Source organism: Xanthomonas axonopodis pv. maculifoliigardeniae, assembly GCF_041519315.1.
Taxonomy (GTDB): domain Bacteria; phylum Pseudomonadota; class Gammaproteobacteria; order Xanthomonadales; family Xanthomonadaceae; genus Xanthomonas; species Xanthomonas euvesicatoria.
The window spans coordinates 1-17657 of record NZ_CP167999.1 but is presented as its reverse complement, the minus strand read 5'-3'; the positions used below and the strand labels follow the sequence as shown (position 1 = coordinate 17657).

Sequence of the window (17657 nt, the reverse complement as noted above, 5' to 3'; positions counted from 1 at the left end):
TCGCTCTCCCCTTACCGTTCCAAGCCGGACGACTGTGCCTGTTCCTGGCCTTTGGCCGGAACGGGCTTGCTGTGCGAGCGCGCAGTCGTTTCCTGTGGTCTCTCCTGCGGCCTGCCAGTGGCGAGCGCCTGGACGTTCTGGACGTGGGCAACGAACGCATCCCGTTGCTTCGCCGTCCTAAATGCCGTCTCAGCGTAGGCCTTAGCAGCTTCCACGGGGTCCACCTTGCGCTCGGCAGGTGCTGCACGTTCGGACCGGTTCTGCGCTTCACGCTCCGGGTTCCACTGGTAAGCCTTAGCCTGGTCGCCACGGTAGTGAACCTGGATGTTCCGGTTCACCAGGTCGTTATTCTGATCGCGGCTCTGGAGGCTTGCACCTTGCAGCTCGATGTCACTGCGCTGATGGACGATTGCAGACTTGTGACCCTTACCGACCGCCTGAACGATGTACTTGTCGTCGGTATGGATGACCGGGCCTTTATAGCCCGACTTGCTGTCGCCACGAGCCGGAAAGACATCCGCCTCTTTCCCCAATTGCCCGGCGACGGTCTCGCGGATTTCCTTCGGTATATCGGTCGGCTTCATCCTGTAATCGGATAGCTGCCGCGCAGTGGTGCTGGTGGTGTCGTTCGACATTTCAGGTACTCCTATGGACTGGGCTTCGCCCGCATGCGTCACGCCCGGAATAGGCGTGCTCGCAAATTACAAGACCTGATCGACCAAAATTGTCATTTCTGGCCGATCGGTCTGTCAAGTATGGAAAGGTCAAGTATGGGCTTTTGGTCGGATGATTGCGCCGCCACAGGCTCATCGTCCTCGACCAGTTCTTCGTCATCGGGGTGATTTACGTCGCCGTCCGGCACGTAGTCGTCATAATCAGGAATGTCGTCGTACATGGTCGCCATGTCGTCGTGGTCGGGAACCTCGATCTCTTCAGGCTCATCCTGAATGGTCGGCTCGTGGATGTCCTGACCCGGCGCTTCCGGTGCTGGAACTTCGGACACGTCCGATCGCTTAACGACGATCGGCGCGATACGGGACGCTGGTATGGCTGTTACTACCGGCGATGGTGCAGCAGGGGCGGGCGGCTCGCTATCATCGACCTCATCGTCGGACGTACTTTCGGCCGCTGCTTCCGCATCCAACCTCGCCAGCTCGTCGTCGCTTACTGCGTCTTCATCACCAGGATCAACGTCAGTCGATGGCGAGTTGACTTCTAGGCTGCTGAAGAAATCGTCAACGATCGCCGTCACTTGCTCTGCCGGCAGTTCTTGCCCCGCTGCCAACTCCCGGATCTTGGAAGTGTCAAGGGCGAGCTTGCGAAGATCGATTCCACTCGCCACGTCGTCAGGTGTTACCTCACGCATCCGCACTTGCACGACTGCATCGTGCAGATCGAAGTCGATCAGTGGCACAGGTGCTGCCAGCCGCCAGGCACCCCACGAGGCTTCCAGCTCGCGTTGTTTCGGCTTCCGGCGTATGCCGAAGACCGTTTTCTTGCGCAGGGTAGGGTCTACCTCCGCGAGGCGGTCCAGGAACACCCAGTCATCGTAATAGCGGATCTTCGTGCACTTGATCGCCTTCGTATTTTCAAGGTTGATGATTTCCTCGCGCTGGCTCATCTCCTTGAGTTCCTGCGGCATCATCAACGGGCGCTTCTGGTCGGACTCGGACTCAGACCCGCCAGCGCGGCCGAGCTGGCGGCTACGGCCGGTGGATTTGAATGTGTAGTACCCCAACGACTCCGAATAGTCGTTTGCGTCCTGCTGTTCTCGTGGAGTGTAGAAAATCTGGCAGGCATGGTTCGTCGCCAAGGTCCGTGCTTTCTCACGGCCGTAGCCAAGCGGAATATCTGCTTGCAGCTGACCGGTGGACTGAATAATTGTCACCAGGCGCAGGCCATAGCCGGCCATATACGCGTTGGACTTGTCGATGACCCCAATCCGACCAGGAGCCGTGAACTCGTCCATCAACATCATGCATTGGTATTTCACGTCCGGCTCAGCGTTCAAAAGCACGTCCAGGTTCAACTTCACAAGCTGCGAGAACAGCAAGTTCATGATGAGCCGGGCGCTATCGAGCTTGCCCGCAGGAATGCCGATATAGACGGACATTTTCTTGCGGCGCACTTGCCGTAAATCGAAATCGTTAGCGGACGTGGCCGCGTCAAATATCGGGCTCGCCCACAATGTCAGCGGCGAATTGAACGTAGACATGATGCTTGAAAGCGTGTTGTCCGATGTCGTCACAAACCGATTAAGCGCGTCAACACACTCCATGGACAGCGGCGGTAGGCCGACGCCATCCCAATTCACGATAGGTTCCAACCGGCGCTCTGTTTCATACTCTGCGCCGCAGTCGTCTAACGCTTGCTCAATTGCCTCGATGTCGGCCGCCGGCACATCTTCTGCGATCGCGAATGGAATATCAGCGCACAAAGCTTCCGCTTCGGCCTTATCCACGCCCTTGAGTTTCATGACTGCCGCGACGGTCTTGGCCTCGTCCTCGCCAACGGCATTCAACATGATGTCGCCAAACTCACGATAATTGCGAGCAGTGATGACACCCTGGATGTGGTCTTTCGAGGACTTGCCTTTACCCGATGCCTGGCGCAGCAATTCGCCGAATGTGCACGGCAATTCGGGCGTTTCACATAGATAGAGCGTCAAGCCGAGGAACAGGTTTCGGGCAGTGTCGTCCCAATGTGCGTCTTTGCCCTCGCCGGACCAAATCGCATAACCAATGTCGAGGATGTCCGTCACCCGCAGGCGCGGGTTGTCGCTGATATAGCCCAGCGGGTTATATCGGTGCGTGCGACCGTCCTCAGCGAATGGATTGAACAGGTAGCAAGCATGCCCATATAGCGCGCGCCATCCTGACGTGACCTGGTAGTTTTCCTGCTTCACGTCGAGTACGACAACGGAATCCTCCCAGCTCAGCAGGTTCGGAATAACGATACCGACGCCTTTGCCTGATCGGGTAGGCGCTGATAGCAGCACGAATTGCATGCCGGGGAAGAGAAGAAACCGGTTCTTCCACTTGCCAACGATGATGCCTTTCGGCGCGAACAAACCGGCAGCAGCGATCTCGCCCTCGTTGGCAAAGCGCGATTCACCGTAGAGCTTGCGCTGATCGCGCATCGCAGCGACCGTTGCAGCGATCACGGCTCCGTAAATTACGACTGCGGGGATCGCGATCGCGATCAACAGCCGCTTAGAAACTGATGGATCGGTCTTGTAGTAGCTCCAATAGAGCCACCAGGTGCCGATGTCGGTCTTGCCGATCGGATTGACCTTCGCGAGGGCGAAGAACAGAAATCCACCCATCCAGATCACTCCGGCGGTCCCGATTGCCAATACGACCAGGACGAATACGAGCTTCGCCCACTTTGCAGCGTTCATAGAAATTCCTCGCAGAAAATTTGACAGCGCTTGGTGACGGATCTCGCCGGCGCCGGCGGCCGCGGTGTCACCAACGGCCGCCAGGGCGGTCCGCCAGACGCTTGATGACAAAAACCCGCGCTCGAGCGCGGGTCTGTGTCACCAATATTCGCGCGCGCATTGGTGACACCTTGCGCGCCTGGCCAGCTGCAAGGTGTCACCAACATCACGCGTCCATCTTGCCAAGCGCCCGCTTGGCGTCGGGGTCGTACCAAAGCTCAGTGATGTGTCGCCCAAAGCCGCCTTCGTCAGTGTCGTTGGTGATGTGCACCACGACATCCACGACCAGGTGCAGCAGTCGCCGGATCACGGAATACGGCAGCTGCCGGCCCTGACGGTTCTGCAGGACCATCAACGCAAGCCGCTCAAAAGCCAAATCACAGGAGCCAGCGTGCACGCTGGTGATGCTTCCGCCATGTCCAGAAGCCGCAACGTTGAGGAAATCGTAGGTCTCGCCCGAGCGTAGCTCTGCGAGTAGGATGCGTGTCGGCTTCATCCGCAGGCAGCTTTTCAACAACGATGCTGATGTGACGATCGCCCCCTCTTCCTCTTTCGCTTCGCTCTTGTAGAACAGGTGGACGTGGTTTGGATGGTCAGGAAGAAACAGTTCAGGCGTGTCCTCAATGGTGATCAGCCGTTGATCTCGGCCAATCTCCTGCATCAAGGCCTTCATGAAGGTGGTTTTGCCTGAACCGGTCTCGCCAGCGACCACAATCACCTTGTCGAGCTGGACGGCTCGCCGGAGGAACCCAAGAGTGTTGCCAGCGTCACGCAGTTCCAGTAGCTCGCGTTCGGCGCTCGTGAGGCCTGTCGAAACAGGTCTAACGTGCTTGAAGAACCCCTGATTGTTGTAATCCTCCAAGCTGCGACGGCTGAACGACGGCTTGCGGATCGTGTACGAATACGTGCCGTGTTCGCATGCGTCTGGACGCACGATCTGAACCCGCTCGCCGGCTGGCAGGATGCCTGAAAGGATCGGTTTTGAATCGTCCAGGCGGTCATTGCCATATCGTGCGATGGCCGTGCCAAGTGACTCTAGATGGGCGTAGTTGAGGTCAGGAGCATCATGCCGCTCCCAACGGCTTTCGCGTTCTACGAACACTTCGCCGGGTCTATTGACGCAGATCTCTGTGATGGTCTTGTCCTTCATCCATTCTGATAGCGGCTCCATGAGATGGATGACGGACGATGCGCGCGAGAAGCTTGCTCCTTCCATGACGTTAGCGGGCCTGGACATCGTAGACGCTCGAAAAGTCGAGATCGCGAGCAATGTAGATCCCCACTTGCTCGCCCTGATTTTTGTACAGCGTAGGCGGAATGTTGATGGTGTTTTTCAACGCTTCCGTTGCCATGTTGGTTGTCGCGTCGCCCGTGGAATTGAAGTTGAACTGATCGCCGTTCCCACCGCTGCTTTGCGTTGCATAGCGGGCCATGTCGTCCACCAGGCTCAACATCAACGCGCCGCCAAAGCGCTTCCAGAAGTGGTTATCGACATAGCCTGGAAGGCCTGCACCGCCGAGCGGATCGGCTCCTGGCGAATCCAGATTGACAACGACGCCATTAGGCGTTTTTACCCGCGTCCAAAGCACATAGATCCGCGACATGCCTTGCCGCATGTTGGACTGATACTCGCCCGTGACCGTAGAGCCGCGCTCGATAAGCAAGACCTTACCGTTGTCACTGAAAATGTTGCGCGTAACGACGCAAGCCGTCATGCCGGGCACGGTCGAATCCAACCGGGTTTGCAACGCGCAGTCGATGAAACTGCCCTTCGCCAAAATGAAGTTCCGGTTGCCAAGCATGGCGGCCTTGCGGGTGTCCGTCTGCGTGCCGCTCAGCATGCCCGCGAGAGGCCCGCCGCCGTCACCCTTCGCGCTCGCTCCCGCAGACCCGAGCGCGGCCGATGTGGAGGCTGACTCAGAACCATTGCCGGCGTCACCGCCGTCCACCATCAACGACGAGGCGGACTTGTCCAGCACGGCGATCGGCCTGACCTCCTCTCCGTCGCGCCCACCTGGCACAGATGGTGGAGTCCCGGCGACGCCGGGGACCGTCGGAATAACTTCCGGGGGAGCCGGCGGCGCGACTGGTGCCGGTGGTGCCGGCGGCGCAGTGAAGGTTCTTGCCGGCAGTGCCGGTGTCTCGACCGAAACTTTCTTCTCTGCCGTTGTCGCTTTAGGCCGCGTGAGCTTCAAAACAGCCAGCGCGACCAGGCCGAGAAAAATCATGATGATGATGATAACGAACACCACCTTCGCGCCGCCCGTACGACGCTTGTCATTGACGCCCGGCATTCCGCGCTCGCCTGGTAGCGGAGCTAGATCGGGTTGAGTATTCGGTTCGTTCATCACTTCACCTCGCCAGACTTGATGACCCGTTGGACGCCTGGAACGGTCGTTCCGGTCGCAGTGGGCACGCCATCCGGATTGTAAGAATCGTTGTAGATACCCACGACCGCTGTACCCAGGCGCAGGACCATTTCACGGGCGACCCTATGCAGCACCAGGATGTCAGGTGCGCTCGGATCGACATGGCTGTTGACGATGCTTTCCGATTTGTCTCCCGCGACAAGGAATGCGGTTGGGAAATCGCGATTGTTCGGGAAGCGCAGATAAGTGAAGCGGCCGTCGTCATAGGCGAGTGCCGGCGCAATCGCTCCCGAGTCATCGCCAACTTGCATCGAGTAGTTCCAGTTGACCGGCGAAGGCTTCGCCGCCAAACGCGCATCAGCGATGCGCTTGCGTGCTTCGTCAGCTTGCTTGGCGCGAGCCTCCGCCGGATACCGAAATTCAACCCGATATGCCACGCGTTGATCGCGTGGAGGCGCGCCCTCGTTGCTGCCTGGCAAAAGCTGTAGGTCGAAGTCATAGAGCCGCTTGTCTGTCGTCACCATGAGGTTCGTGTTCCACTTACCGGCTTCAGGTGCCATCACCTGACTGTCGCTACCGCTCCCGCCAGCTTTGACGGATTTCGGCTTCAGCATGAGGATGTTGCCGCTCCTGCGGAACTCCCAGCCTTGCGAGAAACCAGTGCCTACATCGATGATGTTCTCGCCCGGTGCAAACACGATACGCACGGCCAGGCCCGGAAGCGCTCTTACCAGCACCACGTCGCCGACGTTGTAGTTCACGTACTGGATGCGGTTGTCGAAACGCGAGCTGGAAGGCACATCAACAGCGAAAGCCGGTGCGGTGGCCAGCAAGCATGCCAAAGCCAGAGATAGGCGCTTCATCGTGTCGCCCCCGTCGTCAGTTCCGGATCGGCGCGATAGCTCGTCACTTGGAATGCAAGCGGGTTGGTCAGGCGCGATGACTCACGCAGCACCGACGGGTTGCGGTACTTGTAGCCAATCGTCGCGATATGGCGGGTGACTGTACCTTGACCTGTATCGTCGGCCCGTCGTTCCGTTTTGATGAACCGAACAGTGCCAATTCCGCTGCCATTGGGCACGACGCTGACGATTTCCACCGTCCGCCGCACCTGCGAGCCTAACGTCTTGTCCAGGGCACCGTCGCCGGTAAACAGCTCGCCATACGCCTTCGCAACGTTGGCCGAGGACAGTAAGCCAACCGTGTCGTAGTCCTTCTGAAGCGTGTACCAATCGTATGTCTCGCGCGCCCGCACGTACTGTGCGAGCCAATAGCGGTCCATCGCTTCGTCGTAGCCGATGTCCTTTTCACTCATCGCGGTGACGAGATCCGGAACACCTGTCGCGTTATCCACGCGGATGACGTATGGCACCGTTTCCTTCAGAGGTGCCATGACGACAATCGCCGTCGCCGCGAGAACAAAGCCAAGCCCGAAAGCGCCTGCCACGCGCCATGCACGCCGTTCCGACCTTTCGAGTGCCGCGCCCCGCGATGCTTCCCAATTCATGGACTCGTTGAAGTGCGCCGAACCAGGCTCGGAATCCTTTCCAGGCGGTGTCGCTCCCTGCTGTTGCCGCTTATCGCGTCCAAACATGATTATTCCCCTTCCGAACTGGTGGCGGGCTGCGCCAGAGGTGGCTGTGCCGGAACCTGCTTGTTCACCGGCACGCGTGCCCGACCATCCAGCGCCGGGACTACGGCCGAATGGCTTGCACAACCCGCCAACAGGGCAAGGACGGCAAGAACGGTAATGCGCTGTTTCATAATGATTGATCCTGAAATGCTGGGCGGTACCAGATTATATCATCGAAAAAACCAAGATTAGCCATCTTGGTTTTCATAAGGCAAAAAAATGCCGCCCAAAGCAGTCATGCCGTGGGCGGATAGTGGTTTAGTTGCTAACAGAGCCGCCGCGCGCACGGCCCCAATTCTTGCCGACGTTCTCAAGCACATGCTGACGATACGACGGGTTCCACATCGTATTGCCAGCAGTCATGTGGTTCAGCCGTCCAGCCGACACCATCATTCCAGACTCAAGATCCCGGCGAGTGCTAACCGGATTGACCATGCCGCCGATCGCACGCCCGACAGCACCCGGTGCACCAGCGATGCCAGCAGACCGCGCCGCAATTGCTCCAAGCGTGATTGCGCCGGCCGACATGCCGCCGCCTAGTTGCCCGCCTACTTCGTAGGCGCGATACATCAAATACAGCATCACCAGCGTCAGCACGAAAACAGAAAGGACGGCATAGAGAGTGCTCTGTGTTGCCGAATCCACGTCGATCTTGGACACCAGGAAGGTGAACAGCCTCACCGCGATTGCAAGCACAGCCGACACAAGTGCGACCTGCATAACGCCGGTCAAGACCTGGCCGAACCACCGATCGAAGAAACCCTTCGTCGGCCCCCAGCCTATTGCCAGCACGAACAGCGGCCCAATTCCTAGCAGCAGAGAAATCATCGCATGCGTGCCGATAATCATTGCCCCCGCTGGCACCGCGATCACCATCGTCGCTAATGCGACGATCATTCCCAGCGCGATCTCAGACAGACCCAGGAGCATTTCGCTCCACCCACGATTGTTGCCCCGCTCATACAGGACTGCGGAGATGTCCCATCCATCCTGCACTGCCTTGTCGATCGTCTGATAGATCGTGGCGGAGTTAGCGCCGGCATTGCCCGAAAAGGCATCTGCAAGACCTGTTTCCATGCCGCGCACCGAGTCGATGACGAAGCTCCCATACGTACCGACATTGAGCGCAATCGCACCTACAAGGGCGAACTTGATCAACGACATGATGAGCTGGGAGAACGGCCCATCCACACGGCCGACCGCCATCAACAAGCCCATCACTGCGTAGTACAGCGCTCCGCCAAGAACAGCCGTCGCCGTGATGGTCGATATGACGCTGGATGCCACCGTCGTGGCATAGCCATCCAGCGCATTGTTGATCGACTCGCCAATGAACTGAAACAGCATCATTTCCATTACTTCTTCTCCTTGAGCGTCTTGGCAAACTCACCAGCGTCGAGCTGCAAGTGACCGCGTTTCGCTGTCTCCAATTGTGCGTCGGCCTTCTCCGCATTGATGCAATTGGCCGACGCGCCGACCTGGCCGGCATTCGCACGGCAGTCTGCCAGCACGCCCGCACGCTCGGTTGCGCGCTCCTTGTACCAATCGACCGTCTGAGCCGGCTTGTCCTCATTACAGCCGGTCAGAACGACCAGGACGGCCACCATAGTGATATGTGCAAGACGCTTCATAGATTGTCCTCTCAGGGACCAGCCAAACTGCGTCGGCTGGTCCCTCGTGGTGGTTATTCGAATGTCACAGGCTGAAGATCCAGATGGCCGCGTCGTGCGAGCTGCTGGGCATTGATTTCATGCTGACGCTGCTGCTGAAGCTTTTCGTCAGCCTGCGCCATCATCGAGAACAATTGAAGCTTGGTTTGCTCGTTGGCAATCATCGCTTGCTCAGTTGCGATACGGCCCTGCAACTCCGCAATGGCCTTCGGATCTTGGGTCTTGTTGATCTCGCTCATGAGGGAATCGATCTGACCCAATCGCGACTTAGCGGCGTCATAGGCGTCGCTCGCGAACGCCTTGTCCTGCGCAGGCTTGACCGCTGCTGCTTCGCACGCGCGACGGTGCGCTTCGCCGAGAATATGCTTGCAGGCGTCAAAGACACGGTTATCCGTGTAGACACTGGCGGCCTTACCGCTCAGGCCGTCATAGCCGCCCTTGCGCACAGAGTCGTAGACGTTCTGCCAATCCTTGGGCAGGTAGTCCCGCAAGGCAGGGTCGTTGAAAATCTTGCCCAGCGCCCGCGAGCCGGTCATCGCTTCTTTCTGCTGCTTCATCTGGTCGATCTGGCTGACCATCTGGTCGTACTGTGCCTTCCACTTCGCCATCGTCTCGATCTGGTTGAGGACAGACGGAACGTCGGCAACGACGGAAACGGGCACCCCGGCGAACGCGGAACCCGATAGGGCAAGCGCGGCAACCAGGCTCAATGTCAACTTCTTCATGTTGCTACCTCTCAGTTGGTTTTCTTAGAAGCCGCCACGCGGGCCTTGCGGCGCTCGTGGAACACAGGAAGCCATTGGCTGGGATCATCGCCAATTTCGGCAATGATCTCATCCAGCAGCTCGTTGTTGTCCGAACTACCGGACAAGATTGCCAGCTCGTCGCTCATACCCGCCAGGTCGAGCCGGCAAATCATCGACTGGTGTCCCTGCTTGACAATCATCAAACGGCTTTCCTCGCCCATCGCCCTGATGATGTGGTATTCCTCTTCCGTTACCTTGAAGCCGTCCACGTACTCGTGAAAGTCGGCCTTCGGGTTCGGGAGATAGATTTCAGTCGCGACCTGTTGCACGAGCTGCGAGGCGATCTTGGACTTGAGCAAGCTGCTCGGCATCTGTGTGGCAAACACGCCGAGGCCGTTTTGCTTGCGGATGGTCAGTTGCTTGTTGCCAGCGAAATCGCTGAAGGCCTCGTCGTCCACCCACTTCCAGGCCTCGTCCATCCAGTAGATGAAACGCCGCCCGTCGATGACAGACTCCATGCGATGCAGCAGATACATTGAAATCGGCGTGCGAACGTCCTGGTTGTCCAGGAAATCAGTTCCATCGAACCCGTAGGTCGTGTGAGTGGTGAAATCGACCTGATCGCGATCGCAATCGAGCACCCAAGCCAACGAACCCACCTTGCCGTGCCCGTCGTCTGCGCACCACTTCGCAAGTCGCTTTGCGACACTGTTCTCACGGTCTTCCTTGTCCGCACCTTCAGTGATGTTCTGAAGCACCGTGGACAAGCGACGAAGATGTAGAGGCATGCGCGTGAGCATGACCGTGCGCACGGCATGCTCGATGCGGCGTTCGTCTTCTGTTGTGACGCGATTACCATCGCCGGTCACAAGCGTCCGGACCAGACGCTGAAGAAACAGAACGTTCGCTTCAGTCGGTTCCATCTGGAATGGATTGAACCCGGTCTGCTGACCATTGCGAACTGCCAGGTACTTACCGCCACTTGCAAGGATCGTCGCTTTCGCACCCTGATCCTTATCGAAGAAAACGAAGCAGAGGCCCATCGGCGCGTTGTGCTTATACTTTTGCGCCTGGCACAGGCAGAAATTCAGCAACACCGTCTTGCCTGAGCCGGACTGCCCGATGACACGCGTGTTGCCTAAGAGTTTCTGATCGTAGTTGTCTTCATCACCCTTGGAGAAATGAAAGTTGAGGTAAGCCGGTTGACCTGATGGTGTCTTGAGCAACGTCAGCGCCTGGCCCCACGGATTGCCATCGCGCTTACCAGTGCGGAAATTGTGAAAACCCGACAAGCCCGCGAAATTCTGCGAGGTAAGGCCTGCAATGCGTGGGCGAAAGCGAAAATTGCAGGGCAACTGCGCATAGAACGCCGCGTCCGTCGCGGTATTGACCAGCGCCGCTAAAAACCCCTCATTCTGCAATGTGGTCATTGCCTCAGTGGTGTTGGTGCGCACAGCTTCCATGTCTTCGCCGAACACCATCATCGTGAAATGGTACTCGCCCATGGCGAAATCGCCGTTGATGAGTCCGCCGATGGCTTCTTCCATCTGCTTGAGCTGACCCACGCTACCGTCTTCGGTATTTTGCAGTCGCTTCTGCTGACGGACCAGGAAGTCCTTGCCATCGCGCTTAGGCATAAAACTGAAGGACTGCGTGACCACATACTCGAAGTCCTTATACATGAGCATGTTCAGGATTCCGGGCTGTGTGTGATCCGCGTAGTCCTTGAAGTCGATGCAGCGAGCAAAGCGCGTCGTGGTTGCTGTGCGGATCTCGATGGTCTCCGCACCAGCGAACACCCACGCGGTGCCCAGGTATTCGTTCAACGGTGCCTTTGGCACACGAACCTCTTGCCACTCGCCTGTCAGCAGGAAGTTATAAAACGACAGCTGTTGCGAATGGAGGACGCCGCCCTTTTGGTAGGTGCTAAGCACCTCAAGGCCACGTCGTTCATCGCCGCCATAGCGCCGCATGCTGGCCTCAACCTGCGAGGCCAGCTCATCAAGCCGACGCAGCGCCTTGCGCTGGTCGTCCAGGATGTCGTCATAGCTGCGCCGCGTGGCTTTCGAGAACAGCTTGCCTACACGCGAAGGCGTCGGTCGATAGATCAAGGTGAAGTACAGCTCATTCGCCATCATCCGATAGCCAGCAAATGACGCGTAATACTTCTCATCGAGCTGACGGCAGAAGTCGTTCTCGAAATGCGAGGTCAATTGATCCGTGGTCTTGCGACGCACATTGTGCGTCCACAAGGCCACGTGCTCAGTCGCGATCGACCGAAACAGCGTGTTCAGCTCTTCCTTGCGTTGCAAAAGCTCGCCGGGGTTAGCTGTCTCCCAAGCTAACCCGGCAAGCCGCCAAGTACGAACGTAGTCGCCCTCCAGCGTGATGATCGTGTCAGCCGATACGTGGCTGCTGTAAGGAATGAACGGCGAAATGGAGCGTTCGCCGTTCAACTGTTGCTGATATCTAGCCTGTGCGTTCATCGGGCCTCACTTGCGCTTTTTAAACGCGACCGGACTCCAGGCGGAGGACCGCCAGAAGCCGCCGTTGCGGTTGTAGTTGATCAGGCGAAATTGCATCTTCAGCCCGAGCAGTCGGAATTGCTGGTCATCCGACCGCGTGATGTGCCGCATCACCATGATGGCGATGGGCACGAGTACGACGCAGAGGACCGAGGTCCACACCGACAACAGGATCAAGCCGCCGCCGACAATGACGAAGGGCACAACAGGCACACCCATGACCATTGCCGGTCGCGTGCATCCTTTAAAGAGAGGATCACCCGTGTAAGCGGCTCGACGCGGGTCCGTGGTTTGCGTTTCCATCGTCATCGTCGGCCCCCGTTACTTGATCAAGAACGCGGCGACTTCTGCGGCTGCGCCAACCATCAAGCCACCGCCCAGCACCGGAAGCACATCCATGAAGCGTGCGCTTGCGAATGCCATCTTGTAACCCGACCAGATGATGGCAGCCGTCACGACTGTGATCGATACACCGCGCAACAGGCTCAGCACGTTCTCCATGCCCTCGTTGACCTTATCCAGGCCTTCGGCGGCAGCTGGTCCCGCAACAGCAACGGCCACAACGGCCGCCACCAGCAGCAGGGCGGTACGAGCCGGCAGCTTCGTGCCGACGAAAGAAAGCTTGTTCATTTTCCAGTCCTTATTTAAAAATGTGATGTGTTGCGGTATTCCCGCTGGCATTCCCGCTAGTGCTTGGCACGCGCCCCTTCAGTGCATCGTCTCACCCCCACGGGCACCTTGTCAGGCACCCAAATTATACCCCAACGCATACCAAAATGTAGCGTTTTGGTATGCGAAAAATCACTTGCCAGGCCTAACTTCGCTTGGCCTTGGGCTTCGCCGTCGGCTTGCGCTTGGGTGCAGATGCGCCCTTCGTAGCGCCCTTGGCCGCGCCGGACCCCTTCGGAACGGGCTTTCCCTTGTCGTCGTCCATGATTGTCTTGCAGCCGTCCCGGAAGCCGCTACAGCCCCACCACCAGCCGTAGTCGCCCTTGCGGCGGTACATCGGCTTGCCGCACTTCGGGCACGGCGCAGTCTTGATCGCCAGCGGCTTGCCGTTGTCGTCATCCATGAAGGTCTTGCAGGTCTCGACCGTGCAGAACCACCCATGCCCGCCCTTGGGCTTGCCGGTCTCGCTGTCCCGCTTCTGGTAGCGCCGCAGCGGCGCAGTGCACTTCGGGCAAGTATGGATGCCGATCGGCTTTCCGCCGACATCATCCAGGAAGGTTTCGCAGGTCTCAGACGGACACACCCACACCAACCCGCCACCCGTCTTGCGCTTGAAACGTCGCAGCGTTTGCCCGCACTTCGGGCAAGGGTGCGACGCGCGCTCGACGGGCTTGCCCTTGTCGTCGTCCATGTAATGACCGCACACGGTGCCGTCTTCATCCGCTGTATCCGTGCAGCGCCAGAACGGCGGCCGTCCGGCCTTGGCATAGCGGCGCATGCCAGTGCCACACTTCGGGCACTTGAAGCGCGGGGTGAAATCGCCACTCGTGGCAATCCTCACCAGCTCCTGGTTGAGCTGCGTATAAGCCGGCTCCACCACATCAAAATAGCTCGCCTCGCCATCGGCGATGGTATCCAGCTGAACTTCCAAATCGCGGGTAAAGCCTAGTTCCATGAACGCGAAGTTCGCCCGCAGCAAGTTATCGACCAGCAGCTCGCCAACTCCCGTTGGCACCAGGTGCTTCTTGTCGTAGGCCACATATGCGCGGCTCATGATGTTCTTCATGATCGAGGCGAATGTCGCAGGGCGGCCAATGCCCTCATCTTCCAGCTTTTTAAGCAAGCTGGACTCGGTGTACCGGCGCGGCGGTTCGGTCTTCTTTTTCAGCAACTCGCCGCTGATTGCGCGTGCTTCGCTGCCGACTGCCAACCGTGGCACCTGACCGTCGGCACCTTCGTTGCTGCCGTCCTCATCATCCTCAGCGACTGCATCCGTCCGCAGCAGACCACGCCAGCCGGGCACGGTCATGGTTCTGCCACGTGCCACATATTCAAAGCCATCGCGCTCCGTTGCGCGCAGGCGCACAGTGTTGACGCTGTACTCAGCGTCAGGAAGTTGCGACACCAGCGTGCGCAAGTGGATCAGCCGATAAAGCGCCCGCTGTGCATCGTCCGTGCCGGCATCTTCCAGCTCCATATGCGTCGGCCGAACTGCGTCAGCGTGTCCGCCTTGCGCGCTCTTCTTTTCTCGCCATTTCCGGACACTCGGCGCGATCGCCAGCCCTTGAGCAACAGCATAACTACGCACCTTGTCGGCTGCGTCGTCGCTCAGGTTCACACTGTCCGTCCGGATGTAGGTGATATGGCCTGCTTCAAAGAGCTTTTGCGCCGCCTTCGTCGTCGCGTCAGAATCCATCTTCAAGACCACGCTGGCAGCGCGCAGCATTCCAAGCGTTGAAAGCGGTGACGGTGGCCGCTCGGTCTTCGCTTCCGTCTTCGACTCCAAGACCTCAAAGTGCCGCGACTGCGATGCCTTCGCAGCCAGTGCCTCATCCAGCACGTACGGCTCTTCCTCACTGACGTACGGCTTCGTGTCCCACTGCGCCGTCCACTTGCCGCCGGCACCATTGTCGAAGGACACGGCCGCGCCGAAATGCGCGGTTGAGCGGAACGCCGCAATGCGCCGCTCCAGATCCACGACCAACCGAACTGCAACGCTCTGCACGCGTCCTGCCGACAGGTTCATCCCGAGCATGTCAGACAGCAGCGGCGACACCATGTAGCCCACGAACCGATCGAGGGCGCGCCGGCCTTCCTGTGCACGCACCAAGTTCATGTTGATGCGACGCGCGTCGCGGATTGCAGCCTGGATCGCCTTTGGCGTGATCTCAGTAAACGTCACGCGCTCGTAGTCATCCTCGCCGAGGTTGAGCGCTTCCTTGAGGTGCCAGGCAATCGCCTCCCCTTCACGGTCCGGATCGGTCGCTAAGTACACGCCATCGGCGTTAGCGGCCTCCTTCCTGATCCGGGCCACGCGTTGCTCGCCGCCCGGAAATGTGCGGTCGCCGACCTTAGCCGGCGGAATGTACTCGTATTGCAACGCGAAATCGGGCTTCCTCACCCCGAACTCGCGTTGCGGCAGGTCACGGATGTGACCAACGCTCGCCACCACCTTCCAGTCGTCGCCAAGATAGCCCTGGATACTCGCGATCTTGTTCGGACTCTCCACCACCATGAGTTTCATACTGTGTCTCGTGTCAGGTCAAAGGTCAGAAGACGGACAGATCTTCGGTGTCCGTCTTCGCCGTGGCGGCATCATCCGCCGTCGATTGCGTTCCAAGCTTCACAGGTGAATCCACCAGCGCAGGCGCGGTCGGCGCTGGTGCTGGTGCTGACGCCGCGCGCGCAGGTGGGTCGAGGTTGACCATCACGGACGCATGGTCGGCAGGCTCTTCCGGCACGCGCGGCGCTTGTGCCGTCAGTGGTACGGCCGCCGTCGCGTCGTCTTGCGGTGTGGGTGCGGTCGCCGCCGGCACACGTGCCGTCGGCGAAGTATGACCGCCCACGGCCGGGACAACTGGTATCGCCTTGGGCGATACGCCAGCGCTTGCCAACACCTTCTGCACATAGCTTGGCTGGCCGGCTTTGTCGGCCTTGAAGCCACGCGAGAAGTTGCCGGAGTAGTAACAAGAAAACGCCGCATGGAGCGGGTTTTGAGCAGTGCCAGCAAGCTTGACGGACGCACGCGTATAACACTCTTCCAGGATCTTCGATCCTGCGCGCAAATTCGCGCAGGCATCAAAGGCCTGCGCATACGTCAGCTTGTATTTCGGGAGGTTGTGCCGATTGACCTGGGCGATGCCCAGCGAGAAATTCCAGCCGCCCGCCTCCAACTGCTGCGCAGTTGCGACGGCCTCTTCGAGGTTAGACGGCTGCCGCGCCAGGCGACCGTCAACAACGCCGATCGCGTACGGGTTAAAACCCGATTCCACTTGCACTAACGCAGCCATGGTCTGCGGCGCAACAGTGGGGGCGCATTGCTGCGCGAGTTGCATAAACTCCAGGATCATACGGCCTCCGTTTCAGTGTGTGGAGACCATAATAGCATATATTGGTCAAGACACTTATATAACGGTGGTCTCGATTTTGGCCCGTTTCGCCGCCAATGGCAGTGCTGCGCGACCCACCTTCGTCTTCGGAGTGCCCGGCAAATCCTGATTGCGGATCAGCACGAAGCCATCGCGTGGATCTTTCTCCTGAAGGTACTCGTTCAATCGCTTCAAGTCCTTGAACAACCTTGGACTTTCACGATCGCGACGTGTCGTCAAATACCATTCCTTTCCAGGCTCAGCGAGCAGCTGGGAAAGGATATAGAACCACTCTGGCAAACCCTTGCTTTTATGCTTCTCAAGAAAATTAACTTTATCCTTGAACAGGGCCACGACGTAGAACCCCAAATCAGTCTCCAACACCTTCAGTTCGTCGATGATGTTGTATTGAGCGGCCAGCTCTAGGTCGCCTTCCAGTACAGAGTTAGAAGGACTACAGGGCTGTCGTTTCATGCGTCGTTCGCCGTCTTTGTCTGTCATCGATAGTTGTTCCTATTCTAATACCAAAACGCTACATTTTGGTAATCGTGTTACATCGTCGCGGTTCCGGGCCGAGGCCAGGTTACGAGCGGGTTGGCTCACCACCGGCTGCGCCGGTGGACGGGCTTTCGTGAACCGAACCCGTCTGCGCCGGTTTCGGCCCTTCGGGCTTCAATCCCTTTCGGTAGGTCCAAATCCACTTCCAGCGGCGACCAGCACAGTCAGATGCAGACTGCGAACGAGGCAGAAACAACGAGTCAACTAGCCCAACTGTGCTAGCCGCAGTGTACTAGATTGGTGACATCACGTTAATGGTTTTGGCGCTTTTGTCATCAACCGTACGTGACGGCGTGCAATATTTTCCAAATGGTCAAAATGTTGCAGCGCAACGAGAATTTAACAAGACGCACGCCAGATTGATGACAAACAGGCCGACCAGGCTCGACCCAATGTCGTCACCTTAAGCACGCAGATCAGGCGTCGATGCCGCGTCTGCCGACCGCGACAATCACTTTCGACTGCCCACATACCCACCGTCTCGCTGCGGGTGCCGGATAAGACCCCTTCGCAGACCCTGGATATGTGGACAGCGCACGCATGCCGGGGTGTAGGGGCATAGCCCCTACGGGAGACGCTTCACACGCGGCCTATGAGACAAACGCGCCTTCAGCAATGACGATCCAACGCCGTCGCCGCTATCTCCGATCACCACCCACTGCGAACCCGCTTTTACTGGC

General features: G+C 58.6%; 16 protein-coding genes. All 16 read right to left on the bottom strand.

Going from position 1 to position 17657, the window contains the following annotated elements:
• Positions 1-11 precede the first annotated feature (11 nt).
• Positions 12-635, bottom strand: a complete 624-nt coding sequence (locus ACDH77_RS20705; RefSeq protein ID WP_372371955.1) for a hypothetical protein — start codon at positions 633-635, stop codon at positions 12-14.
• A gap of 92 nt (positions 636-727) precedes the next feature.
• Complete coding sequence (locus tag ACDH77_RS20700; protein WP_372371954.1) at positions 728-3400, bottom strand: type IV secretory system conjugative DNA transfer family protein; 2673 nt, start codon at positions 3398-3400, stop codon at positions 728-730.
• A gap of 205 nt (positions 3401-3605) precedes the next feature.
• Positions 3606-4676 carry a P-type DNA transfer ATPase VirB11 gene (virB11, locus tag ACDH77_RS20695; protein WP_372371953.1) on the bottom strand — a complete coding sequence of 357 codons (1071 nt, stop codon included), beginning with the start codon at positions 4674-4676 and terminating at the stop codon, positions 3606-3608.
• Positions 4660-5787: a type IV secretion system protein VirB10 gene (gene virB10 / locus ACDH77_RS20690; RefSeq protein WP_372371952.1), complete on the bottom strand. Its 1128-nt coding sequence runs from the start codon at positions 5785-5787 to the stop codon at positions 4660-4662. Before virB10 ends, virB11 begins: the two co-directional genes overlap by 17 nt.
• Positions 5787-6671, bottom strand: a complete 885-nt coding sequence (gene virB9, locus ACDH77_RS20685; RefSeq protein ID WP_372371951.1) for a P-type conjugative transfer protein VirB9 — start codon at positions 6669-6671, stop codon at positions 5787-5789. The genes virB10 and virB9 overlap by 1 nt, the downstream gene beginning before the upstream one ends.
• Positions 6668-7402 (bottom strand): virB8 family protein, encoded by a 735-nt coding sequence (locus tag ACDH77_RS20680; protein WP_372371950.1) that lies wholly within the window; start codon positions 7400-7402, stop codon positions 6668-6670. Before ACDH77_RS20680 ends, virB9 begins: the two co-directional genes overlap by 4 nt.
• Positions 7403-7404: 2 nt before the next feature.
• Positions 7405-7572 (bottom strand): conjugal transfer protein TraI, encoded by a 168-nt coding sequence (locus ACDH77_RS20675; RefSeq protein WP_372371949.1) that lies wholly within the window; start codon positions 7570-7572, stop codon positions 7405-7407.
• A gap of 127 nt (positions 7573-7699) precedes the next feature.
• The gene (locus ACDH77_RS20670; protein ID WP_372371948.1) at positions 7700-8797 is read right to left on the bottom strand and encodes a type IV secretion system protein; all 1098 of its coding nucleotides are present in this window, start codon (positions 8795-8797) and stop codon (positions 7700-7702) included.
• On the bottom strand, positions 8797-9072 hold the full coding sequence (locus ACDH77_RS20665) for an EexN family lipoprotein (RefSeq protein WP_372371947.1): 276 nt from the start codon (positions 9070-9072) through the stop codon (positions 8797-8799). Before ACDH77_RS20665 ends, ACDH77_RS20670 begins: the two co-directional genes overlap by 1 nt.
• 53 nt (positions 9073-9125) lie before the next feature.
• Positions 9126-9836 carry a P-type DNA transfer protein VirB5 gene (gene virB5 / locus ACDH77_RS20660; protein WP_372371946.1) on the bottom strand — a complete coding sequence of 237 codons (711 nt, stop codon included), beginning with the start codon at positions 9834-9836 and terminating at the stop codon, positions 9126-9128.
• Between the two features lie 11 nt (positions 9837-9847).
• Positions 9848-12343 (bottom strand): VirB4 family type IV secretion/conjugal transfer ATPase, encoded by a 2496-nt coding sequence (locus tag ACDH77_RS20655; RefSeq protein WP_372371945.1) that lies wholly within the window; start codon positions 12341-12343, stop codon positions 9848-9850.
• 6 nt (positions 12344-12349) lie between these two features.
• A complete protein-coding gene (locus tag ACDH77_RS20650) occupies positions 12350-12691 on the bottom strand; it encodes a type IV secretion system protein VirB3 (RefSeq protein WP_372371943.1) in 342 nt (113 codons plus the stop codon).
• 12 nt (positions 12692-12703) lie between these two features.
• Positions 12704-13012, bottom strand: a complete 309-nt coding sequence (locus ACDH77_RS20645) for a TrbC/VirB2 family protein (protein ID WP_372371942.1) — start codon at positions 13010-13012, stop codon at positions 12704-12706.
• A gap of 184 nt (positions 13013-13196) precedes the next feature.
• The gene (locus ACDH77_RS20640) at positions 13197-15575 is read right to left on the bottom strand and encodes a DNA topoisomerase (protein ID WP_372371941.1); all 2379 of its coding nucleotides are present in this window, start codon (positions 15573-15575) and stop codon (positions 13197-13199) included.
• Positions 15576-15600: 25 nt separating this feature from the next.
• Positions 15601-16398, bottom strand: coding sequence for a lytic transglycosylase domain-containing protein (locus ACDH77_RS20635; protein ID WP_372371962.1), 798 nt, complete (start codon positions 16396-16398; stop codon positions 15601-15603).
• A gap of 57 nt (positions 16399-16455) precedes the next feature.
• A complete protein-coding gene (locus ACDH77_RS20630) occupies positions 16456-16920 on the bottom strand; it encodes a hypothetical protein (RefSeq protein ID WP_372371939.1) in 465 nt (154 codons plus the stop codon).
• Positions 16921-17657: the final 737 nt, after the last annotated feature.

What these genes read in the sequence shown, in the direction of transcription:
- ACDH77_RS20645 (WP_372371942.1), bottom strand. Translation starts at nt 13,012, where the DNA reads ATGAACAAGCTTTCTTTCGTCGGCACGAAGCTGCCGGCTCGTACCGCC.
- ACDH77_RS20675 (WP_372371949.1), bottom strand. Translation starts at nt 7,572, where the DNA reads ATGAAACAGCGCATTACCGTTCTTGCCGTCCTTGCCCTGTTGGCGGGT.
- ACDH77_RS20650 (WP_372371943.1), bottom strand. Translation starts at nt 12,691, where the DNA reads ATGACGATGGAAACGCAAACCACGGACCCGCGTCGAGCCGCTTACACG.
- ACDH77_RS20680 (WP_372371950.1), bottom strand. Translation starts at nt 7,402, where the DNA reads ATGTTTGGACGCGATAAGCGGCAACAGCAGGGAGCGACACCGCCTGGA.
- ACDH77_RS20705 (WP_372371955.1), bottom strand. Translation starts at nt 635, where the DNA reads ATGTCGAACGACACCACCAGCACCACTGCGCGGCAGCTATCCGATTAC.
- virB5 (WP_372371946.1), bottom strand. Translation starts at nt 9,836, where the DNA reads ATGAAGAAGTTGACATTGAGCCTGGTTGCCGCGCTTGCCCTATCGGGT.
- virB9 (WP_372371951.1), bottom strand. Translation starts at nt 6,671, where the DNA reads ATGAAGCGCCTATCTCTGGCTTTGGCATGCTTGCTGGCCACCGCACCG.
- ACDH77_RS20640 (WP_372371941.1), bottom strand. Translation starts at nt 15,575, where the DNA reads ATGAAACTCATGGTGGTGGAGAGTCCGAACAAGATCGCGAGTATCCAG.
- ACDH77_RS20700 (WP_372371954.1), bottom strand. Translation starts at nt 3,400, where the DNA reads ATGAACGCTGCAAAGTGGGCGAAGCTCGTATTCGTCCTGGTCGTATTG.
- ACDH77_RS20670 (WP_372371948.1), bottom strand. Translation starts at nt 8,797, where the DNA reads ATGGAAATGATGCTGTTTCAGTTCATTGGCGAGTCGATCAACAATGCG.
- virB10 (WP_372371952.1), bottom strand. Translation starts at nt 5,787, where the DNA reads ATGAACGAACCGAATACTCAACCCGATCTAGCTCCGCTACCAGGCGAG.
- ACDH77_RS20655 (WP_372371945.1), bottom strand. Translation starts at nt 12,343, where the DNA reads ATGAACGCACAGGCTAGATATCAGCAACAGTTGAACGGCGAACGCTCC.
- virB11 (WP_372371953.1), bottom strand. Translation starts at nt 4,676, where the DNA reads ATGTCCAGGCCCGCTAACGTCATGGAAGGAGCAAGCTTCTCGCGCGCA.
- ACDH77_RS20665 (WP_372371947.1), bottom strand. Translation starts at nt 9,072, where the DNA reads ATGAAGCGTCTTGCACATATCACTATGGTGGCCGTCCTGGTCGTTCTG.
- ACDH77_RS20630 (WP_372371939.1), bottom strand. Translation starts at nt 16,920, where the DNA reads ATGACAGACAAAGACGGCGAACGACGCATGAAACGACAGCCCTGTAGT.